We start from the raw sequence: 17381 nt of genomic DNA on the forward strand, positions 1-17381 counted from the left end.
GTACCCCATCCGCATCCTTTTGAGGGAGAACGACTAACCCCGGTCCAGTGAACCCGGAGCGCATCGCCAGCGAGTTCCCCGCGCCCTCCCACCGCGGTGCCCAGAGACAGGCCCTCGCGGACATCGCCGACGCGTTCGCCGCAGGGAACGAGGTCGTCCTCGTGCGCGCCCCGACCGGGAGTGGGAAGTCTCTTCTCGCGCGGTCTATCGCCGGCGCGGCCCGTACGATAGAGGAGGCGGGACCCAGTCAGGCGACCGGCGCGTACTACACCACGCCGCAGGTCTCGCAGTTGGACGACGTGGCGAGCGACGACCTGCTGGACGACCTGAACGTGATCCGGGGGAAGCGCAACTACACCTGCATCCTGCCGGGCGAACACGACACGCCGGTCGACCGCGCGCCCTGCGCCCGCGAGAAGGGGTACGACTGCTCGATCAAACACCGGTGTCCGTACTTCTCCGACCGGGCAATCGCCTCGAACCGCCAGATCGCGGCGATGACGCTGGCGTACTTCATGCAGACCGCCGGCTCCGAGGTGTTCCGGAAGCGGGACGTGGTCGTGATCGACGAGGCCCACGGCCTCGCGGAGTGGGCGGAGATGTACGCGACGATCGATCTGAAGCCGCGGACCGTGCCGGTCTGGGACGACGTCCGCGTCCCGGCGGTCGCCGACGCCGACGACCCGGCCGACCGCGCGGTGCGGTTCGCAGAGACGCTCGCGGGCGTCTGCTCCCGTGAAAAGGACGACCTGCTGGCACGCCCCGAACTGACACCCGAGGAGGCCGCTCGCCGCGACCGTCTCCAAGAGCTGCTCTCCGAGTTGAACTGGTTCGTCGAGGACTACCGCGATCCGGAGAGTCCGACGACGTGGGTCGTCGACCAGGACGGCGGCGAGGGGACGCCGCTGACGATCAAACCCCTCAACCCCGAGAAGTACCTCCACCACACCGTCTGGGACCGGGGCAACAAGTTCGCCCTGCTGTCGGCGACGATTCTGAACAAAGAGGCCTTCTGCCGACAGGTCGGTCTCGACCCGAGCGACGTGGCACTCGTGGACGTGCCACACACGTTCCCGGTCGAGAACCGCCCGCTGTACGACGTGACGCAGGGGAAGATGACCTACGAGCACCGCGAGGAGACGGTCCCGAAGATCGCTCGCCTGCTCGTCCGACTCATGGCCCACCACCCCGACGAGAAGGGCATCGTCCACGCGCACTCCTACGCCATCCAGGAGAAACTGGCCGACCACCTCGCGGAGTTCGGCGTCGGGTCGCGGGTCCGCCTCCACGACCGGGAGAACCGCGACGCGGAACTCGAGGCGTGGAAGGCCTCGTCGGACCCGGAACTGTTCCTCTCGGTGAAGATGGAGGAGGCGCTGGACCTGAAAGGTGACCTCGCGCGCTGGCAGGTGCTCTGCAAGGCACCGTACCTCAACACCGGCGACTCCAGAGTCGCCCGCCGACTGGCGGAGGGGCAGTGGGCGTGGTACCACCGGTCGGCGCTCCGGACCGTCATCCAGGCCTGCGGGCGGGTCGTCCGCGCGCCGGACGACCACGGCGCGACCTACCTCGCCGACAGCAGTCTGCTGGACCTGTTCGACCGTGCCCGCGCCGACATGCCCGACTGGTTCGCCGAGCAGGTGGATCGCTGTTCGACGCCCGACCTGCCCGCGTTCGACCCCGCGAGTGCGGTCGGCGAGAGCACGACCGGGAGCCGCGACAGTGGTCGCGGTGGCGGCTTCGGCCGACTACGGAGGGGGCAGACCACCGAGCAGGGGACGAAACAGTCGAGTGCAGAACAGCGAGCGAACCACCCCCTGTCGGACGTGTGGGGCGACAACTGACCGACCTGTGGGCGGTCGGGTGACTCGCCACACGAGCAGGGACGGGTCGGGAGACGAGTCGGCTCAGAGGAACAGCGCGGTGCCGGCGTAGGCGACGGACGACCCGATCATCAACACCACGAGGAGGAGCGCGAGCCACTGCTGTCGGTCCATACGCCCAGTCGGCCCCCCGATTCCCTAAATCCCTCGCTCTCTGCGGTGCTGATACCACGTGGTACGTCAACACGCCACCGTACCATCACGGTTATTAATGTCTGTTTACCCTCGCGGCGAACCGATGCTGGCAATTATTGCAGAACCCGATGTCCGAACAGTCTTGTCCACTTCCACGCCGAATAGTTTGACAATCACACCGTAGTAGGCGCACCCTTCGCCGGGACCTGACAGGGATTGTCACGATAGCTTTACAAGGCAGGTATCTGTATGGGTGAGTAACGCCGATGCACACACACGCCCTCACGACGGCGATCACGCTGTACGAGAACGGGACACTGACGCTGACACAGGCCGCCAAGCGCGCCGGCCGGACGCCCGAGGCGATGGAGGCGGCTCTCCGCGCTCACGGCGTGGCCCTCGCGGACGAGGCACCGACCGCCACTCCGGCCCGTCCAGACCGCCCCGCACGCGCCGACTGATCGGCGCACCTCGCCGTCACCGGACGCCACACCGACGGTCGACGGCCGACCACACGCGGGTCCGCCCACACCGACCCGCCGTGGTTCACGACAGCCGCGTTTCACCCCCCTGACGCTCCGCGTCGCGTCACCATCGGCGCGCGCCGCGACTCGGTTCTTTCGAGAGAGTACCCTGCTCCCAGCCCCGCCCTTCGCTCCCTGCAGACGCCCTCAGTCGGTCTCCGAGACGTCCTCGGGGAGCACGTGCAGACCGGCCCGACTCTTCAGCACGGGCACCGTCTCGGCGTCCGGATCGAAGAAGTCGGGTCGCGGCACCGTCTTCGACTCGTAGGTCTCCGGGTCGAGCACCTGCACCGCGTGGTCGTCCTCGACGGCGACGACCGTCGTCTCGCTGGCGTCCTCGGCGGTCCCGAGTTTTCTCGCGTCCGGCGTCTCGCCCTCCTCGAACCGGGCCTCGTACTGGTCGCCGGTCGCCAGTCGCGTCCCCTTCAGGTTCCCCTGCACGCTCCGGACCAGCACCGGCCCCGCGTCGTCGTCGGGGTCGATCACGTCGCCGGGCGTGAACTTCGGGAGGCGGACCGCGTAGGTCACGCGGTACACCTCGTTGCCGTCGCCGTCTTCGGTGACGAGCGTCGGGTACTCCTTCACGTGGCCGCCGAGTTCCCGGACGACGCGCTTGGCGATGCCGCCGCCCATCTGGTTCGTGGAGACTTTGATGTTCGTCCCGTCGGCGGTCTCGCCGATGTCGGAGATGAACGCGTTGCGGTCGCCCTTCTCCTCGCGGTCGGCGATGTACGACTCGGCGATCTCGACTGCGCGCTCCTCCTCCTCGGGAGTCGGCGTCCGGTCGGTCGCGCGGATCTGGACGATACTGGAGTAGTAGCCGCCCGCGATCCGACCACAGCGCTGGCAGGTCTGGCGGGAGATCATGACCGGGACGATCACCTCCTCCTCGAGGAAGGTGCCCCGGACCGTCCCCGAGAAGAGACAGTGCATCCGGATCGTGTTCTGGTCGACCTGTTCGGGTTCGACGCCCCACGTCACGTCGTCGGCTTCGACGTGGACACCGAGTGCTTCGGTCACCTCGTCCACGGCGACGTCGGTGTAGTCGCGCGCGCCGACGTCGACCCACCGGTTGCCACGGTGGATCGCCCCGCACTGCGAGCAGACGCGCACTTCGATGCGGTCGGGCGCGTCCACGAGGTCGAAGTCGTCGAAGTAGCAGGCGTCACAGAGGGACTCGTCCCGGTCGCGTGGCTCGCCCGGCAGTGGGTCACCCCGCTCCGGAATCGGATCGCCACACCGGGGACAGAACTCGCGTGACTCGCTCATGGAGACGGGATAGACGGTTCGAGCGTTTAAGCCCCGCGAAGCCTGTTACCCACTACTCCCGCAGGAACGACCGTGCCTCGTCGTCGGACACCTGCCGGAAGTCCCGGTAGTGCGCGCCGACCGCGCCGAATCCCCTCGGTGTCTCCACCGCGATCACGTCGTCGGCTTCCGACCGAAGTTCTGCCAGCACGTCCGCCGAGCCGACCGGCACCGCGAGGACGACACGCTCGGCGTTGCCGGCCCGAACCTGCCTGAGACAGGCCCGCGTCGTCGCGCCGGTCGCCACGCCGTCGTCCACGACGACCACCGTCTTCCCCGCGAGGTCCGGGAGTGGCCCGTCGTCGCGGTAGGTCTCGACCTTCTCCCGGGCCGTCTCGGCTTTCTCCCGGCGAACCCGGTCGAGGTACGTCTCGTCGACGCCGAGTTGAGCCACGAGGTCGCCGTTGAGCCAGACGCTCCCGTCGCCGGCGACCGCCCCGAGTGCGAGTTCCGGGTTCCCCGGCGCGCCGAGTTTGACCGCGATCACGACGTCGAGCGGAACGCCGAACCGGTCGGCGACCGCCCGCCCGACCGGGAGTCCGCCCCGCGGCACAGCGAGGACGATGTCGGGTTCGACGCCCGCGTCGGCGAGCGTGTCGGCGAGTCGCGCTCCGGCCTCGGTTCGATTCGTGAACATGGGACACCTCGTTCGACTACGACAGCAGTCGGCAAAAGGCTGTGTCGCGGGGTGCAGCGACCGACGGGACGTGGAAGCTACTCCTCGGCGAGCAGCGCCGGTGCCGGCACCGCTTCGTCCACCGCGTCGCGCCACGAGTGGGTCGGCGTCCAGTCGAACAGGCGCTCGGCCTTCGCGGTCGAGAGCGGCGAGTCGTCGCCCTCGACCTCGCAGTCGTCCGGCACCGCGCCGAAGTAGTCGCGGACCGCGTCGACGGTCCCCCGGTCGAGGTAGGTGTCGGCGGCGGCGGCGTGGACCGCCTCGTGGCCGCGAACACCGGCGTCGAGTGCGCTGACGACCAGCGACACCACGTCCCGCACGTCGACGTACGACCAGAAGTTGCCCGCACCCAACGAGAGTCCCTCCTCGGCGAGGCCCGACCGACAGGCGTACTCGCCGGGGTACTGGATCCACGAGGGGCGGACCGAGACGACCGGCGTGTCGTACCGCCTGACGACCATCTTGGCGACCTCCTCACCGACGACCTTGGAGGTGCCGTAGGGGTCCTCCGGCCGGCGGGCGTGGGCTTCGGTGATCGGCAGACGGTCCGGCAGGGCGTCTTGCCGGCGGAACGCGAAGCCGTAGGCCGACTCGCTGGAGGCCCAGACGATCCGGGCGTCGGCCCTGCCGGCGGCGACCAGCGTGTTGTACGTCGCCATCGTGTTCGTCTCGAAGACGCGACCCCCGGCGTGGCGCTCCGGGGTCGGCAACGCGGCCCAGTGGACGACCGCGTCGGGGTCGACCTCGGCGACGGTCTCGAAGGCCTCGGCCCGGTCGGTGAGGTCGGCGGCGCGGAAGGTTATCGACTCGCGTTCGGCGACCTCGAAGCCGGGGTGGGCGGTGTCGAGACAGACGACCTCGTAGTCGTCCGCGAGTCCGTCGACGAGCCACCGACCCGATCTGCCGAGTCCGCCGGTCACGAGCACTGTTTCGGTCATGCGCGCAGAGACGACCGCCGGGACAAAGAAAGGGTGGCTCGCGGCGACCGGCGACGCCGCGTGCGATCGCTTGCCGACCGGCGACGCCGCGCGGTAGGAGTCACGCTCGCCGTCTCAGGGCTGTGGGGGCGGCCCGTCGTAGGCGTCGTGGTCGCTGTAGAAGTTCAACATCGCGAACTTCAGTTTCTCGGGACCCACGTCGATCAACTCCTCGCGTTCCTCCGGCGGGAAGGTGTCCCGGACGCCGTACTTGCCCATCCCGTCGCTGGCCGAGGTGTACCGCTTGTCCAGCAGCACGCGGACGCCGAAGTCCTCGGGCGACCGGATGACCCGGCCGAGCGCCTGCCGGGTCTTCCGGATGGTCGGAATCTCGACCGCGTAGCGCCAGCCGGCGTCCTGTCGGCGGTCGTACACCCGGTCGTAGGCGTCCTGCACCGCCTCCATCCGGTCCGAGAGGTGCGGGTACGGCACCCCGACCACGGCGACGGTCCGGGCGTCGTCGCCGTCGAAACTCACACCCTCGGCGAGCGTCCCCCACAGCGAGGTGAACAGGGTGGCGTCGTCCGACTCGACGAACTGCCGGCGGAGGTCCTCGGTCGGTGTACCGGCTTCGTCGAGGTAGAGCGTCCCCGTCGAGGCAAAGCCGGACAGGCCCTCGCCCCCGCCGCCGAGTCGCTCGTAGTAGCGTTCCGCCTCCGAGTAAGAGGGGAAGAACAGCAGGGTGTTGCCCGGCGTGAACCGGATCGTGTCCCGGAGCGTCGAGGCGACCACGTCCTGCACCTCGGCGTCGTCACGCGCCGACGAGAAGAGCGCGGGCGACTCGACGGAGAACGTTCGGCGGTTCTCCTCGGGGTAGCCGAGACCGTACGCGAGCGTCACGGGGTCGTCCAGCCCCAACACGTCCTCTGTCACGTCGAAGGGCCGCAGGGTCGCGCTCATCAGCACGGAGGCGTACACCTCGTCGAACAGGTCGCTCGTCACCTCACTCGGGATGCAGGTGTACAGTTCCGCGCGGCCGTATATCTCGTCGGTGCCCGAGTCGCGGCGCACCGACACCATCGGGTGGCGACCGAGGTCGGCGCTCTCGTCCATCCACGACTGGACGAACGCGGCCGCTTGGAGGGTCTGACACTCGGTCCGGGTGTTCGACTCGCCGTCGCGGTAGGCCTGTTCGTACTGTTCGTCCAGCGAGGAACCGAGTTGTGCGGCGAGTTCGACCTCGGTGGAGATGCCCCGCCCCTCGTAGGCGTCGAGGAAGTTCAGCGTGAGTTGGTCGCGGGCGTCCTCGTTGGTGATCGAGAGGTCGTACCAGTTCTCGCCGACCGACTCGCGTTCCCCGAAGCCGAACGCCTCGTCGTAGGTCTCCCGGAGGGCGTCGTAGAACGCGCCGATCACGTTTCGTGCCGGCTCTGCGCGGGAGTCGTCCACGTCCTCCAGTTCGCCGAGCGCCGATTCGAGGGTGTTCTCGGTGAGCGTCCGGGTCGCGTGGTCGCGGGCGGCGTCCTCGATGTTGTGCGCCTCGTCGAAGACGGTGATGACGTCCTCGGGGTCGCAGTCCAGCCACCGGAAGAACTGCTCGCGGATCATCGGGTCGAGCAGGTGGTGGTAGTTGCAGACGACCAGATCGACCGCCTCCATCCCCTCCTTCAGGAGTTCGTAGCCGCAGAGTTCCTGCTCGTCGGCGTACTCGTAGATCTCTTCGGGCCGGCGCACGTCGTCGAACAGCCACTGGAAGAAGTCGTCGTTGTCGCCGACGAGGTTGTTGTAGTAGTAGTCACAGACGTTCGCGGACTGGAGGTCTTCGAGGTCCTGTTCCACCGCGTCGAGTTCGTCCATCACCGCGCTGCGGGCTTCGGCGGCCTCGTCGTCGCCGTCCTGCATCCGGTCGAGCAGGGCCTGCTGGCGACGTTCTAACTGCGCTGCGTCCTGTTCGGTCTCGACGACGCTTCTCGTGGTGTCCCGGAGCGTCTGACACTCCTCGTAACCCACGTCGATGTGGCACATCGAGGCTTTGCCCTTGAACACGACCGCCCGGATCGGTTCCCGGCGGGTGATCTCGCGGGCGTCCTCGACGAACTGACGCATCTGCTGGTGGACGTTCGTCGTGATGACGACCGTCTTGTCGTGTTCGCGGGCGAAGTCGAGTGCGGGCACGAGCGCCGAGACGGTCTTGCCAGTTCCCGGTGCCCCCTCGAAGAGGGTGTCCTGCTCGCGTGAGAGCGCGTTCGCGATGCGGTCCATCGCGTCACGCTGTCTGTCGTACGGTTCCTCGTAGGGGAAGAACCGCATGTAGTCGCTCGTGCTCGCCACTACGCCGGGGTTGGGCGGCATCACGCTAAAACGTGCGGGTGGCACGGCGGAAGTGAAGCCCGGGAGACAGTCCGCGACGGCGACCGAGAGGGGAACCTTTTCCCCGTCTGTCGCGCATCTCCCCGTGTATGCAGTCCCGTGTCACACCGACCGTCGGCCCGGAGGTGTCGCCGTGAGCCACGACGACGACCCGGTAGAGCGTCGCGTGACGAGTCTCGGCGAGACGCCGCCGGATCGGGACTTCGCGGAGATGACCGACAGGCGGGCGGTCACCATCGGCTTTCTGGTCACGCTGGTCGTCGGCACGCTCGGCCTCGTGGTCCCGGTCGTCGGCCAGATTCTCGCGGGGCTGGTCGGTGGCTTCGTCGCGGGCTACGCGGCCGGTGGCGCGGTCACGCGCGGCGGGTGGAACGGCCTGCTGGCCGGCACGCTCGCCGGACTGGTCTTGACGGGGGTACTGGTGGTGCTCGGCCTGACGGGCAACACCGCGACCGACCCGACCGCCAGTCTGCTCGCCGGTGGGCAGGTGCTGGCGACCGGACTGGTGGCGACCGCCGTCATCGCCATCGACAGCGCCGCCGCCGGGATGTTCGGGGCCTACATCACGCGATAAGGATTGATTGAAAGAGTCGAGTACGTCGGTGTGACCGGTGGTACGAACGCCGTCGTTCGGTCAGCGACACCGATAGGTGAAGCCCTCCCTGATGTGACTTCTGTCGAGTGACTCGTGGACGACGAGGGGTGAAAGCCCCCGGCGTCTCGACCACGCCGCGACTTCCTGTCGTTCGAGAGAGCGAAGCTCGCTCGTTCAGTCCAGTGTCGTCGGGCGACCCGAGAGTCGCCCGACTGCCAGCGAGACCCTCGGTCTCGCCCTGTCACCGGCGCGGCGCGCCGGTTTCCTGCGGGACCGCCGGTCCCGCTCTGCTCACGAGACCGCCGGCCCCGTTCAGCCCCACCCGGAGTTTACGAAGGCGCACGCAACACTCGGTGGACCAGTCGGGGCTACGAGCCTCCCTGCGACCGTCGGCTCGCCTGAGGCGGGTGCATCCCGCCGAAGTGCGCGAGATGAACCCCGCCCGAGGCGGCCCCACGCCGCCGAGGTGTCGCGCCAGCCCATTCGACTGGTGCGTGTGCCGTGAGTCGTGGTGGAAAGCTGGCAGTGCTGTTGCGGTCGGCGCGCGAGAAGCGTCTTCGTGAGTGGAACGAACAGAGCGAGACCGGAGGTCTCGCCAGCAACCGGCGCGAAGCGCCGGTGACGACGGTCAGCGAGAGCGTGTCTCTCGCCAGACGCGAGAAACGCGCGAGGGAGGATGGCGGGCGGTGCGGAGAGCATCCGCCGAGGCTGGAGAGGACCGAGGTGCGGTGCTGGTGCGGTCGCGGTTCCGGTGGTAGCCGCGCTACGACGAGTAGCGGCGCTGGTGCGGTTTGCGGTGCTGTCGTAGTGGTCGTTCGAGTCGCGGTCGTCGTTCGAGTCGCGGTTCGCGCTCACTCATCGCTCCCCCCGGCCCGTGCAGACACGATCACCCACGCCCCGAAACCAGAGTCCAGAAAGTTCTTACCCGCGTCGGCACCTCTCCCAACCAATGAGCCGCCCCGTCGAGGTGAGCGTCGTCCTCCCCGCGTACAACGAGGAGGCGACAATCGAGGAGACGGTCCGCGTCACTCTCGACAGCCTCGCCGCCTTTCTCCCGCCGGACAGCTTCGAGGTTCTCGTCGCCGAAGACGGCTGTGACGACCGCACGCCCGACATCGCCGACCGCCTCGCACGCGAGGACGACCGCGTCCGCCACTTCCACAGCGACACTCGACTCGGTCGCGGGGGCGCACTCGACCGCGCGTTCGCGGCCGCCGACGGCGAGACGCTGGTCTACTTCGACACCGACCTCGCCACCGACATGAGCCACCTCGAACACCTCGTCGAGTCGGTCCGCTCTGGCGAGTACGACGTGGCCACCGGGTCGCGCTGGATGCCCGGCCAACGGGTCGACCGCCCCGCGAAACGCGGGGTCCCGAGTCGAGGCTTCAACGTCCTCGTGCGCCTGTTCCTGCGCTCCGACCTGCGGGACCACCAGTGCGGGTTCAAGGCCTTCTCGCGGGAAGCCTTCGAAATCCTCCGCGACGAGGTGGAGGACGAACACTGGTTCTGGGACACCGAGATGCTCGTGCGCGCGCAGCGCCACGGCCTGCGTGTCGAGGAGTTCCCGGTCGAGTGGGAACCGAAGGGCGACACGAAGGTCGACCTCGTCCGGGACGTGTTCGGGATGGGGAGTCAGATCCTCCGGACGTGGTGGCAACTCTCCGTGAGTCCCCGGATCACGACTCCCGTGACGGTCGTGGCCGGCCTCCTGCTGTCGGTCGTCGCACTCGGCCTCATGACCGTCTACATCGACGTGGACGCGGTGCTCGGGGCGCTCCGCAGCGCCGACCCTGCGCTCGTGGGCCTCGCGGCGGCCGTCTACGTCCTGTCGTGGCCGCTCCGGGGACTTCGCTACCGCGACATCCTCAGGGAGTTGGACTACGAGGGGAGCGTCGGCTTCCTCACGGGGGCAGTGTTCATCAGTCAGACCGGTAACCTCGTGTTTCCCGCGCGGGCGGGCGACGCGGTCCGTGCCTACGTCGTCAAAGCGCGCCGAGCAGTTCCGTATCCGACCGGCTTCGCCTCTCTCGCGGTCGAGCGGGTCTTCGACCTGCTGACGATCACGGTGCTGGCGGGGAGCGTGCTCGTCGGCCTCGCCGTCACCGGCGGCGTCGGCGAACTCGCGGCGGCGGTCTCCGGGAACGTCCCCGGCGTCGAGGCGGCCGCCATCCGGACTGCGGTGCAGGTCGCGGTCGGCGTCGGCGCGGTCGCACTCGTCGCCGTCGGCGCAATCGTCGTCAGCGCCCGGTCCGACAGCAATCTGGTCCGGGCCGCCGTCTCCCGACTCTCCTCGGACTCCTACGCCGACTACGTGGCCGGGGTGATCGAGCAGTTCGTCGGCGGCGTCCAGACCGTCGCCGGCGACCGGGGCGCGTTCGCCCGCGTCGGCGTCTCCAGCGTCGTCATCTGGACGCTCGACGTGATCACAGCGATGATCGTCCTGCGGGCGTTCGCGGCGGGCGCGGCGCTGTCGCTGCCTCTCTTGCTGACGGTCGGCTTCTTCGCGGTCAGCGTCGGCAACCTCGCCAAGGTGCTCCCCCTCTCGCCCGGGGGGATCGGACTCTACGAGGCCGCTTTCACCGCGTTCGTCGTCATCCTGACGCCGCCCGGTCTCGGCCCCGAAGTGGCCTTCGCGGCCGGCATCCTCGACCACGCGGTCAAGAACGTCGTGACCGTGATCGGCGGCGTGCTCTCGATGCTCGGACTGAACGTCTCGCTGACGCAGGCCGTCGAGGAGAGTTCCGAGGCGGAGGGTGTCGAGGCCAAACTGCCGGACGACGACTGAGGCGCGGGTCCCCACTGCCGGACGACGACCGAGCCGCGAGACACCCTGTCGACGACCGAGCCGCGAGTTCCCCCGAGGATTGAAGCCGTCCGGTGAGAAACGCGCAGCCGATATGACGCGCATCGACGGCCTGACGATTCTGGTCCCGGTCGACGTCTCGACGGCCGAGTCGCCCGCGCTCGACGTCATCGACCACCTCGGGACTGTCGAGGTCGTCCTCCTCGGCTACTTTCCGGTCCCGGACCAGGCCGAACCGGCGATGGTCAGAGACCAGCACGGTGCCGAGGCCGCCGCCCGCCTCGACGCGGTCGCCGCCGACCACGGCGGACTGGCCGAGACACTCGTCTTCACCCACGACCGCGAGGCCACCATCGACCGCATCGCCGACGAGTACGACTGCGACGCGGTCCTGACCGGTGGGAGCACCGGTCAGTCGGCCGGCGTCGAACGCGTGCTCGTCCCGTTACGTGGCGACGTGAACCTCGACCGCATCCTCGCGGTCGTCGCCGACCTGTTGCTGGCGGGCGAGGAGACCGCCACCCTGTTCCACGCGGTCCCAGCAGACGGCGACCCGACGCAGGGCGAACTCCTGCTTGCGGGTGCCGTCGATCGACTCGTCGAGTACGGCGTGGACCGCGACCGGGTCGACTGGCGACTCTCGGAGGGCGAGGACCCGTCTGCCGACATCGTCGCTCTCGGCGCGGAGTACGACCTCGTCGTCCTCGGTGAGACCGAACCGTCGCTCGTCGACCGCATCATCGGCAGTTTCCTCGGCGGGGTCGTCGATGCACTCGAAACACCGGCACTCGTCGTGCGGGACGTCGAGTGATCCGAGATGTCCGTCACAGCGCCTACCGGGTCCGGGGAGACCGGCGAGACGGGAGCGACCGGCGGGACGGGAGGTAGAGGATGAGCGCCGAGGGCGGGGAACTCGAACGGACGCTCGGCTTCCTCGAAGCCATGACACTCGGCGGCGGGACGATGATCGGTGCGGGCATCTTCATCCTGCCGGGCATCGCCGCCGAGAGCGCCGGTCCCGCGAGCGCCATCTCGTACGCCATCGCCGGCTTCGTCGCGTTGCTGGCGGCGCTGTCCCTCTCGGAACTGGCGACCGGGATGCCCATCGCCGGCGGGAGCTACCACTACGTCAACCGGGCGCTCGGCGGCCTGTTCGGGTCGGTCGTCGGCTGGGGGATGTGGACCGGCTTGATGTTCGCCAGCGCGTTCTACATGATCGGCTTCGGCCAGTACCTCGTCGAACCCATCCCCTTCCTCGACGGGCGGGTGTTCGTCGTCGGCCTCGGACTCGTCGGCCTGATACTCCTGCTCGGGGTCAACTACTACGGGACCGAGGAGTCGAGCGCCTTCCAGAACGTCACCATCGGGGCCGAGACACTCATCATCCTCGTCTTCGTCGCGGTCGGCGTCTTCTTCATCGACCCCGCGAACCTCGACCCGTTCGCACCCTTCGGCGCTGGCGGGGTCGTCGCCACGACCGGCATCGTCTTCATCTCGTTTCTCGGCTTCGAGATCATCGCCACCGTCGCGGGCGAGATCAAGAACCCCAGTCGGATCATCCCGCTGTCGATGATCCTCTCGGTCGTGCTGGTGACGATCCTCTACGTCCTCGTGATGCTGGTCAGCACCGGCGTGATCCCCTTCCAGTCGCTCGGCGAGTCACCCATCCCCGTCTCGGACGTGGCTGTCGTCTACCTCGGTCCCGCCGGGGTGGTCGCCATCGTCTTCGCCGCGATCATCGCTGCCATCTCCAGTTCGAACTCCTCGATCCTCGCGGCCTCGCGGGTCATCTACGCGATGGGCCGAGACGGCGTCGTGACCGACTGGCTCAACGTCAGCCACCCGCGTTTCTACACGCCACACCGCGCCATCGCGGCGACCGGCGGCGTGACGACGATTCTGATCCTCGTCGGCCTGGAGGTGGAGACGATCATCGCGCTCTTGGCCGAGGCGGCCAGTTTCAGCTTCCTCGTCGCCTACTCGCTCGTCCACGTCTCGCTCGTCGTCTTCCGGCGGGCCGACCCGGACGACTACGAGCCCTCCTTCGCGCTCCCGCGTCCGCTCTACCCGGCCGTGCCGATTCTCGGTGTGGTGCTGTCGCTCGTCGTCGTCTCGCAGATGGCGACCGTCGTCGTCCTCATCGGGTCGGGCATCGTCGCACTCGGACTCGTCTGGTACGCCGCCTACGCTCGCGGGCGTGTCGTGAACGAGGGGCTGCTCGGCGAGGCGATTCGCGGGCGACCCGGCGAACCGTACCGCGTGGTCGTCCCGGTGGCGAACCCGGCGACCCAGCGCGGCCTCCTCCGACTGGCGGCGGCCAGCGCGCACGCCAACGCGGACGGGCGCGGTGCCGAACTCGTCGCGGTCAACGTGACGCCGGTGGCCCACCCGTCGCCGTTCCAGAACGTCGAGGCCGACCGCGACGAACACCAGCGCGACCTCCTCCAGAACGCCCGCGACATCGCCAGCGAGATGGACGTCACCCTCCGGACGCGGGCGGTCGTCGCCGCGGACGTCGGCACGGCGATTCTCGACGTGCTCGACGAGGAGGCGGCCGACGAGGTCGTCCTCGGCTGGGACGGGGTGTTCGACCGCGACGGCCACCGCTTCGGCGCGACCGTCGACCCCGTGGTACACGAGGCACCCTGTGACGTCTCGCTCGTGGACCTCAGACGAGAGACCGTCGGGACGCCGCTCGGACTCGTCGCCGAGGACGCCAACGCGCCCGTGGTCGCACATCAAGCCGTGGAGTTCGCGGCCGTCGAGGACACCGTCCCGACACTGCTGACCGTCCAGTCGCCCGACGACGGCGGCGACACCGACCCCGAGACGCGAGGCAGAGCAGTCGTCACCGAGGCGGCGACTGCGGCGGGACTCGACCCCGACGAGTACGAGGTGCAGGTCGTCGTCGCCGACGTCGACGTCGGGCAGGCCGTCGTCGAGGCGGCCGCCGAGTACGACACCGTCTGCGTCGGGTTCTCGGAGCACACCGAGCGCAGCCACGTCCCGGTCGGTGCCGTCACCGAACGGGTCGCACGCGACGTCGCGGGGACCGTCGCGCTGGTCCGTGGCGCGACGGCGGGCGGCGACGGGACTCAGTAGAAGTCGGTGACGAACGGGCCGAGTGCGCCGGCCACGGCGGTCGAGAGCGCTTCCTCGCGGTCGATCCGCCCGTCGGTCAGTGCGCCGGCCGCACCTTCACGTTCTGCGATGCCCTCGGTGCCGAGGACGTCGTCCATCACCGGCCCGAGTTCCGCGCCGTCTCTGACTCGCTCCGCGATGGACGTCGGGAGTCGGAGACTCGGTCCGGCACCGTGGCCGACCCTCCCCCCGTCGGTGACGGCCGCCCACATGACCAGAAACAGCCCGTCGGTGCCCTCGAACTCCGCGACGCCCCCCTCGATGCCGACGCCGAAGTCGTAGTCGGAGTCGGCCACGAGGACGTTGGCGGCGCGGGTCTCCGCGCCCTCGATGGTCTCCGCGTGGCCGCGTGGCTGTTCACCGACGCCGGATTCGACCGGGACGGACTCGACTGTCGCGTCGTCGACGACGACTCGCGTCACTGCGCGACGTTTCACCGGGTTCCCGCTCCCCACGCCAACTCGCATGACGGAGAGTGTTCGCCCCGGCTACTTCGCGCTGTCGGCCCCGGTGAACTGTGGGTCGAACGCGGAGAACAGCCCCGCGAGTCGCTCGACACCGTCGATGAGCGCGGGACTCGGCTGGTTCAACAGGTCGTCGTGGAGGACGTGCACCTCGGCGTCGAGGTCCCACCCCCGCGCGCTGACCGTCTCGGGGTCGGTCGACTCGCCGTGACCGCAGACGTGGAGCACGACGTGGTCTGGGTCGGCTCCCGAGACTTCCTCGGCCGTCACCTCCCGCGAGCGCTCGCCCGATTCGCAGAACGGGTACCGCCCGCCGGCCGTCTCGACCGCCTCGGGGACCCAGTTCCCGGCGGCCATCGGCGGGTCCGACCACTCCTCGCAGTAGACCGTCGGGCGCTCGGCCGGGTCGTCGGGGACCGCCTCGCGGACGGCCCCGAGTCGGTCCCGGCAGTCGTCTGCGAGTCGGCGACCCGCCTCGGACCTGCCGACTGTCTCGCCGAGTTCCGCGAAGGACTCGACCACCTCCGAGAGGGTCGTCGGTTCGGTGTGGACCACCTCGAAGCCCTGGTCCCGCAGTTCGTCACGGATCGACGCCTGTAGATCGTCACAGGTCACGACGAGGTCCGGATCGAGGGCGGCGAGTCGGTCGTAGTCGGGCGTGAGCCACCCGCCGACCGAGGGGCGGTCGAGCGAGCAGTGGTCGGTCACGCCGACGACCACCTCGCCGGCACCCATCGCCGAGAGGGTCGCCGTCGCACTCGGCGCGAGCGAGACGACACGCGGACCGTCGCTGCGCGGGGTGTCGTGACGAGGCGTCCCACCGCGATGCGTCCGAGACCCGGCAGACCCGTCTGACTCGTCCATACCCGTCGCTTCGTGGCCGACGGGAAGTACTCTCCGGGGAATCGTGCATATTTAAACATTCGTGGTAACAGATGCCAAGCACACGGTACGGGCGTCGAAGCGGCGCGCTAACCTCACAACACCGTGGGATTTATGTACCTTTCGCTCGTCTGGACTCCAAGGATCGCTTCCGGGTTTTTCAGGCGTCTGTGCCCCCGGTAGCCCCCGCCGTCCCACCCATGAGCGAACACATCACCACCCGACGCCGAACACAGGAGACGGAACAGACGACCGAAGACGACGGTCAGCTCCGCTGTCCGGAGTGTAGCGGGAACGTGGTATCGGACGACGAACACGGCGAGACGGTCTGTGCAGACTGTGGGCTCGTCATCACCGAAGACTCGGTCGACCGCGGCCCGGAGTGGCGCGCGTTCGACTCGAAGGAGAAGGACCAGAAGTCCCGCGTCGGTGCGCCGACGACGAACACGATGCACGACAAGGGCCTGTCGACCAACATCGACTGGCGCAACAAGGACGCCTACGGCAACTCGCTGGGTGCCCGCCAGCGCCAGAAGATGCAGCGCCTCCGCAAGTGGAACGAGCGCTTCCGCACCCGCGACTCGAAGGAGCGCAACCTGAAGCAGGCGCTCGGCGAGATCGACCGGATGGCCTCCGCGCTCGGTCTGCCGGAGAACGTCCGCGAGACGGCCTCGGTCATCTACCGCCGCGCACTCGACGAGGACCTGCTCCCCGGTCGCTCCATCGAGGGCGTCGCCACCTCGTGTGTCTACGCCGCCGCCCGCATGGCCGGCGTCCCGCGCTCGTTAGACGAGATCGCAGACGTGTCCCGCGTCGAGAAGAGCGAGGTCGCCCGGACCTACCGGTACGTCGTCCGGGAACTCAAACTCGAAGTGAAGCCGGCCGACCCCGAGAGCTACGTGCCGCGCTTCGCCTCCGAACTCGGTCTCTCCGACGAGTCGGAACACCGCGCCCGCAGTCTCCTGAAGAACGCGAAAGAGCAGGGCGTCCACTCGGGTAAGTCGCCGGTCGGCCTCGCGGCCGCCGCCGTCTACGCCGCCGCGCTCCTGACGAACGAGAAGACGACGCAGGCCGCCGTCTCGGAGGTCGCGGACATCTCCGAGGTCACGATCCGGAACCGGTACCACGAACTGCTCGAAGCCGAGGAAGGCCTCGGGCTGGCCTGAGTCGACCGGCTTTTCCCCGTCGCCCGCCGACTCACGAGCGATGGCCGACCGCACCCGCCTGCTGTACGGGCTCTTCCTGCTCGTCTCGATCAACGCGCTGTATCTCTGGACCGGCACCAGCCCCGCCGCCGCGCTCCCCTCGCTGATCCAGTATCTCGCAGTGACGGCCGGCGGCATCCTGCTCGTCGGTGCCGGCACGGAGCGGGTGGTGACGCTCGTCGGCGACCGGGCGAGTCCCCGCCAGTACGTCGGCACGGCGTGGCTCGCACTCGGCCTCGGCTTCCTCGCGCCCGCCGTCGGCGACCTGCTCGCCGGCGACGGCCTGACGCTCCGGGTCGGCGGTGCGGCGCTGGCCGGCGGGGCGGCACTGCTCGTCGGCGTCAGCACGCTCGTCGCGCCGGAGCCGGCGACGCGCGACGACGACTGAGTCGGGGCATCGCCGACGAGGCTCGATCTGCTGGCCGGTACCGGCACCTGGTTCGGTGGTCGGCACGTCGTGGACTCACTCTCACGC

14 protein-coding genes are annotated in these 17381 nt (G+C 69.0%); 8 read left to right on the forward strand and 6 right to left on the reverse strand.

Annotated features, from left to right (window positions below):
* The first annotated feature begins 47 nt into the window (after window positions 1-47).
* Together LI337_RS12540 and LI337_RS12545 are read left to right on the forward strand one after the other, a co-directional pair.
* Window positions 48-1844: a helicase C-terminal domain-containing protein gene (locus LI337_RS12540; RefSeq protein ID WP_227230181.1), complete on the forward strand. Its 1797-nt coding sequence runs from the start codon at window positions 48-50 to the stop codon at window positions 1842-1844.
* 440 nt (window positions 1845-2284) lie between these two features.
* A complete protein-coding gene (locus tag LI337_RS12545; protein WP_227230182.1) occupies window positions 2285-2479 on the forward strand; it encodes a DUF7317 family protein in 195 nt (64 codons plus the stop codon).
* A gap of 210 nt (window positions 2480-2689) precedes the next feature.
* Here the strand turns inward: LI337_RS12545 and LI337_RS12550 are convergent, their stop codons facing one another.
* The 4 genes from LI337_RS12550 to LI337_RS12565 form a co-directional block, all read right to left on the reverse strand.
* Window positions 2690-3811: a 60S ribosomal export protein NMD3 gene (locus LI337_RS12550; protein ID WP_227230183.1), complete on the reverse strand. Its 1122-nt coding sequence runs from the start codon at window positions 3809-3811 to the stop codon at window positions 2690-2692.
* Between the two features lie 52 nt (window positions 3812-3863).
* Entirely contained in the window at window positions 3864-4487 is a 624-nt protein-coding gene (locus tag LI337_RS12555) for a phosphoribosyltransferase (RefSeq protein ID WP_227230184.1), read from the reverse strand.
* A 77-nt stretch (window positions 4488-4564) separates the two neighbouring features.
* The gene (locus LI337_RS12560) at window positions 4565-5464 is read right to left on the reverse strand and encodes an NAD-dependent epimerase/dehydratase family protein (protein ID WP_227230185.1); all 900 of its coding nucleotides are present in this window, start codon (window positions 5462-5464) and stop codon (window positions 4565-4567) included.
* Window positions 5465-5578: 114 nt separating this feature from the next.
* Window positions 5579-7753: an ATP-dependent DNA helicase gene (locus LI337_RS12565; RefSeq protein ID WP_303645275.1), complete on the reverse strand. Its 2175-nt coding sequence runs from the start codon at window positions 7751-7753 to the stop codon at window positions 5579-5581.
* 193 nt (window positions 7754-7946) lie between these two features.
* On the opposite strand from LI337_RS12565, the gene LI337_RS12570 reads away from it, so the two are divergent.
* The 4 genes from LI337_RS12570 to LI337_RS12585 all read left to right on the forward strand — a co-directional run bounded on the left by LI337_RS12570 (window position 7947) and on the right by LI337_RS12585 (window position 14316).
* The gene (locus LI337_RS12570; protein ID WP_227230187.1) at window positions 7947-8387 is read left to right on the forward strand and encodes a DUF5518 domain-containing protein; all 441 of its coding nucleotides are present in this window, start codon (window positions 7947-7949) and stop codon (window positions 8385-8387) included.
* A gap of 970 nt (window positions 8388-9357) precedes the next feature.
* Window positions 9358-11196, forward strand: a complete 1839-nt coding sequence (locus LI337_RS12575) for a flippase-like domain-containing protein (protein ID WP_227230188.1) — start codon at window positions 9358-9360, stop codon at window positions 11194-11196.
* Window positions 11197-11308: 112 nt separating this feature from the next.
* Complete coding sequence (locus LI337_RS12580; RefSeq protein WP_227230189.1) at window positions 11309-12025, forward strand: hypothetical protein; 717 nt, start codon at window positions 11309-11311, stop codon at window positions 12023-12025.
* Window positions 12026-12105: 80 nt separating this feature from the next.
* A complete protein-coding gene (locus LI337_RS12585; protein ID WP_227230190.1) occupies window positions 12106-14316 on the forward strand; it encodes an amino acid permease in 2211 nt (736 codons plus the stop codon).
* On the opposite strand, the gene yjjX is transcribed toward LI337_RS12585, so the two are convergent.
* Together yjjX and LI337_RS12595 are read right to left on the reverse strand one after the other, a co-directional pair.
* Window positions 14310-14822 carry an inosine/xanthosine triphosphatase gene (gene yjjX / locus LI337_RS12590; protein ID WP_227230191.1) on the reverse strand — a complete coding sequence of 171 codons (513 nt, stop codon included), beginning with the start codon at window positions 14820-14822 and terminating at the stop codon, window positions 14310-14312. The two genes, LI337_RS12585 and yjjX, sit on opposite strands and share 7 nt — an antisense overlap.
* Before the next feature lie 21 nt (window positions 14823-14843).
* Window positions 14844-15683 carry a cobalamin-binding protein gene (locus LI337_RS12595; protein WP_227230192.1) on the reverse strand — a complete coding sequence of 280 codons (840 nt, stop codon included), beginning with the start codon at window positions 15681-15683 and terminating at the stop codon, window positions 14844-14846.
* A gap of 218 nt (window positions 15684-15901) precedes the next feature.
* Here LI337_RS12595 and LI337_RS12600 point away from each other — a divergent pair, with 218 nt between their 5' ends.
* Window positions 15902-16867 (forward strand): transcription initiation factor IIB, encoded by a 966-nt coding sequence (locus LI337_RS12600; protein WP_227230193.1) that lies wholly within the window; start codon window positions 15902-15904, stop codon window positions 16865-16867.
* Between the two features lie 40 nt (window positions 16868-16907).
* Window positions 16908-17294: a DUF7994 family protein gene (locus LI337_RS12605; RefSeq protein WP_227230194.1), complete on the forward strand. Its 387-nt coding sequence runs from the start codon at window positions 16908-16910 to the stop codon at window positions 17292-17294.
* Window positions 17295-17381 lie beyond the last annotated feature (87 nt).

The sequence above is a fragment of the Salinirubrum litoreum genome, assembly GCF_020567425.1.
GTDB lineage: Archaea > Halobacteriota > Halobacteria > Halobacteriales > Haloferacaceae > Salinirubrum > Salinirubrum litoreum.

Coding starts and splice junctions, on each gene's coding strand:
- LI337_RS12600 (WP_227230193.1), top strand. CDS start 15,902: ATGAGCGAACACATCACCACCCGACGCCGAACACAGGAGACGGAACAG.
- LI337_RS12550 (WP_227230183.1), bottom strand. CDS start 3,811: ATGAGCGAGTCACGCGAGTTCTGTCCCCGGTGTGGCGATCCGATTCCG.
- yjjX (WP_227230191.1), bottom strand. CDS start 14,822: ATGCGAGTTGGCGTGGGGAGCGGGAACCCGGTGAAACGTCGCGCAGTG.
- LI337_RS12605 (WP_227230194.1), top strand. CDS start 16,908: ATGGCCGACCGCACCCGCCTGCTGTACGGGCTCTTCCTGCTCGTCTCG.
- LI337_RS12560 (WP_227230185.1), bottom strand. CDS start 5,464: ATGACCGAAACAGTGCTCGTGACCGGCGGACTCGGCAGATCGGGTCGG.
- LI337_RS12555 (WP_227230184.1), bottom strand. CDS start 4,487: ATGTTCACGAATCGAACCGAGGCCGGAGCGCGACTCGCCGACACGCTC.
- LI337_RS12580 (WP_227230189.1), top strand. CDS start 11,309: ATGACGCGCATCGACGGCCTGACGATTCTGGTCCCGGTCGACGTCTCG.
- LI337_RS12545 (WP_227230182.1), top strand. CDS start 2,285: ATGCACACACACGCCCTCACGACGGCGATCACGCTGTACGAGAACGGG.
- LI337_RS12575 (WP_227230188.1), top strand. CDS start 9,358: ATGAGCCGCCCCGTCGAGGTGAGCGTCGTCCTCCCCGCGTACAACGAG.
- LI337_RS12585 (WP_227230190.1), top strand. CDS start 12,106: ATGAGCGCCGAGGGCGGGGAACTCGAACGGACGCTCGGCTTCCTCGAA.
- LI337_RS12565 (WP_303645275.1), bottom strand. CDS start 7,753: ATGCGGTTCTTCCCCTACGAGGAACCGTACGACAGACAGCGTGACGCG.
- LI337_RS12595 (WP_227230192.1), bottom strand. CDS start 15,683: ATGGACGAGTCAGACGGGTCTGCCGGGTCTCGGACGCATCGCGGTGGG.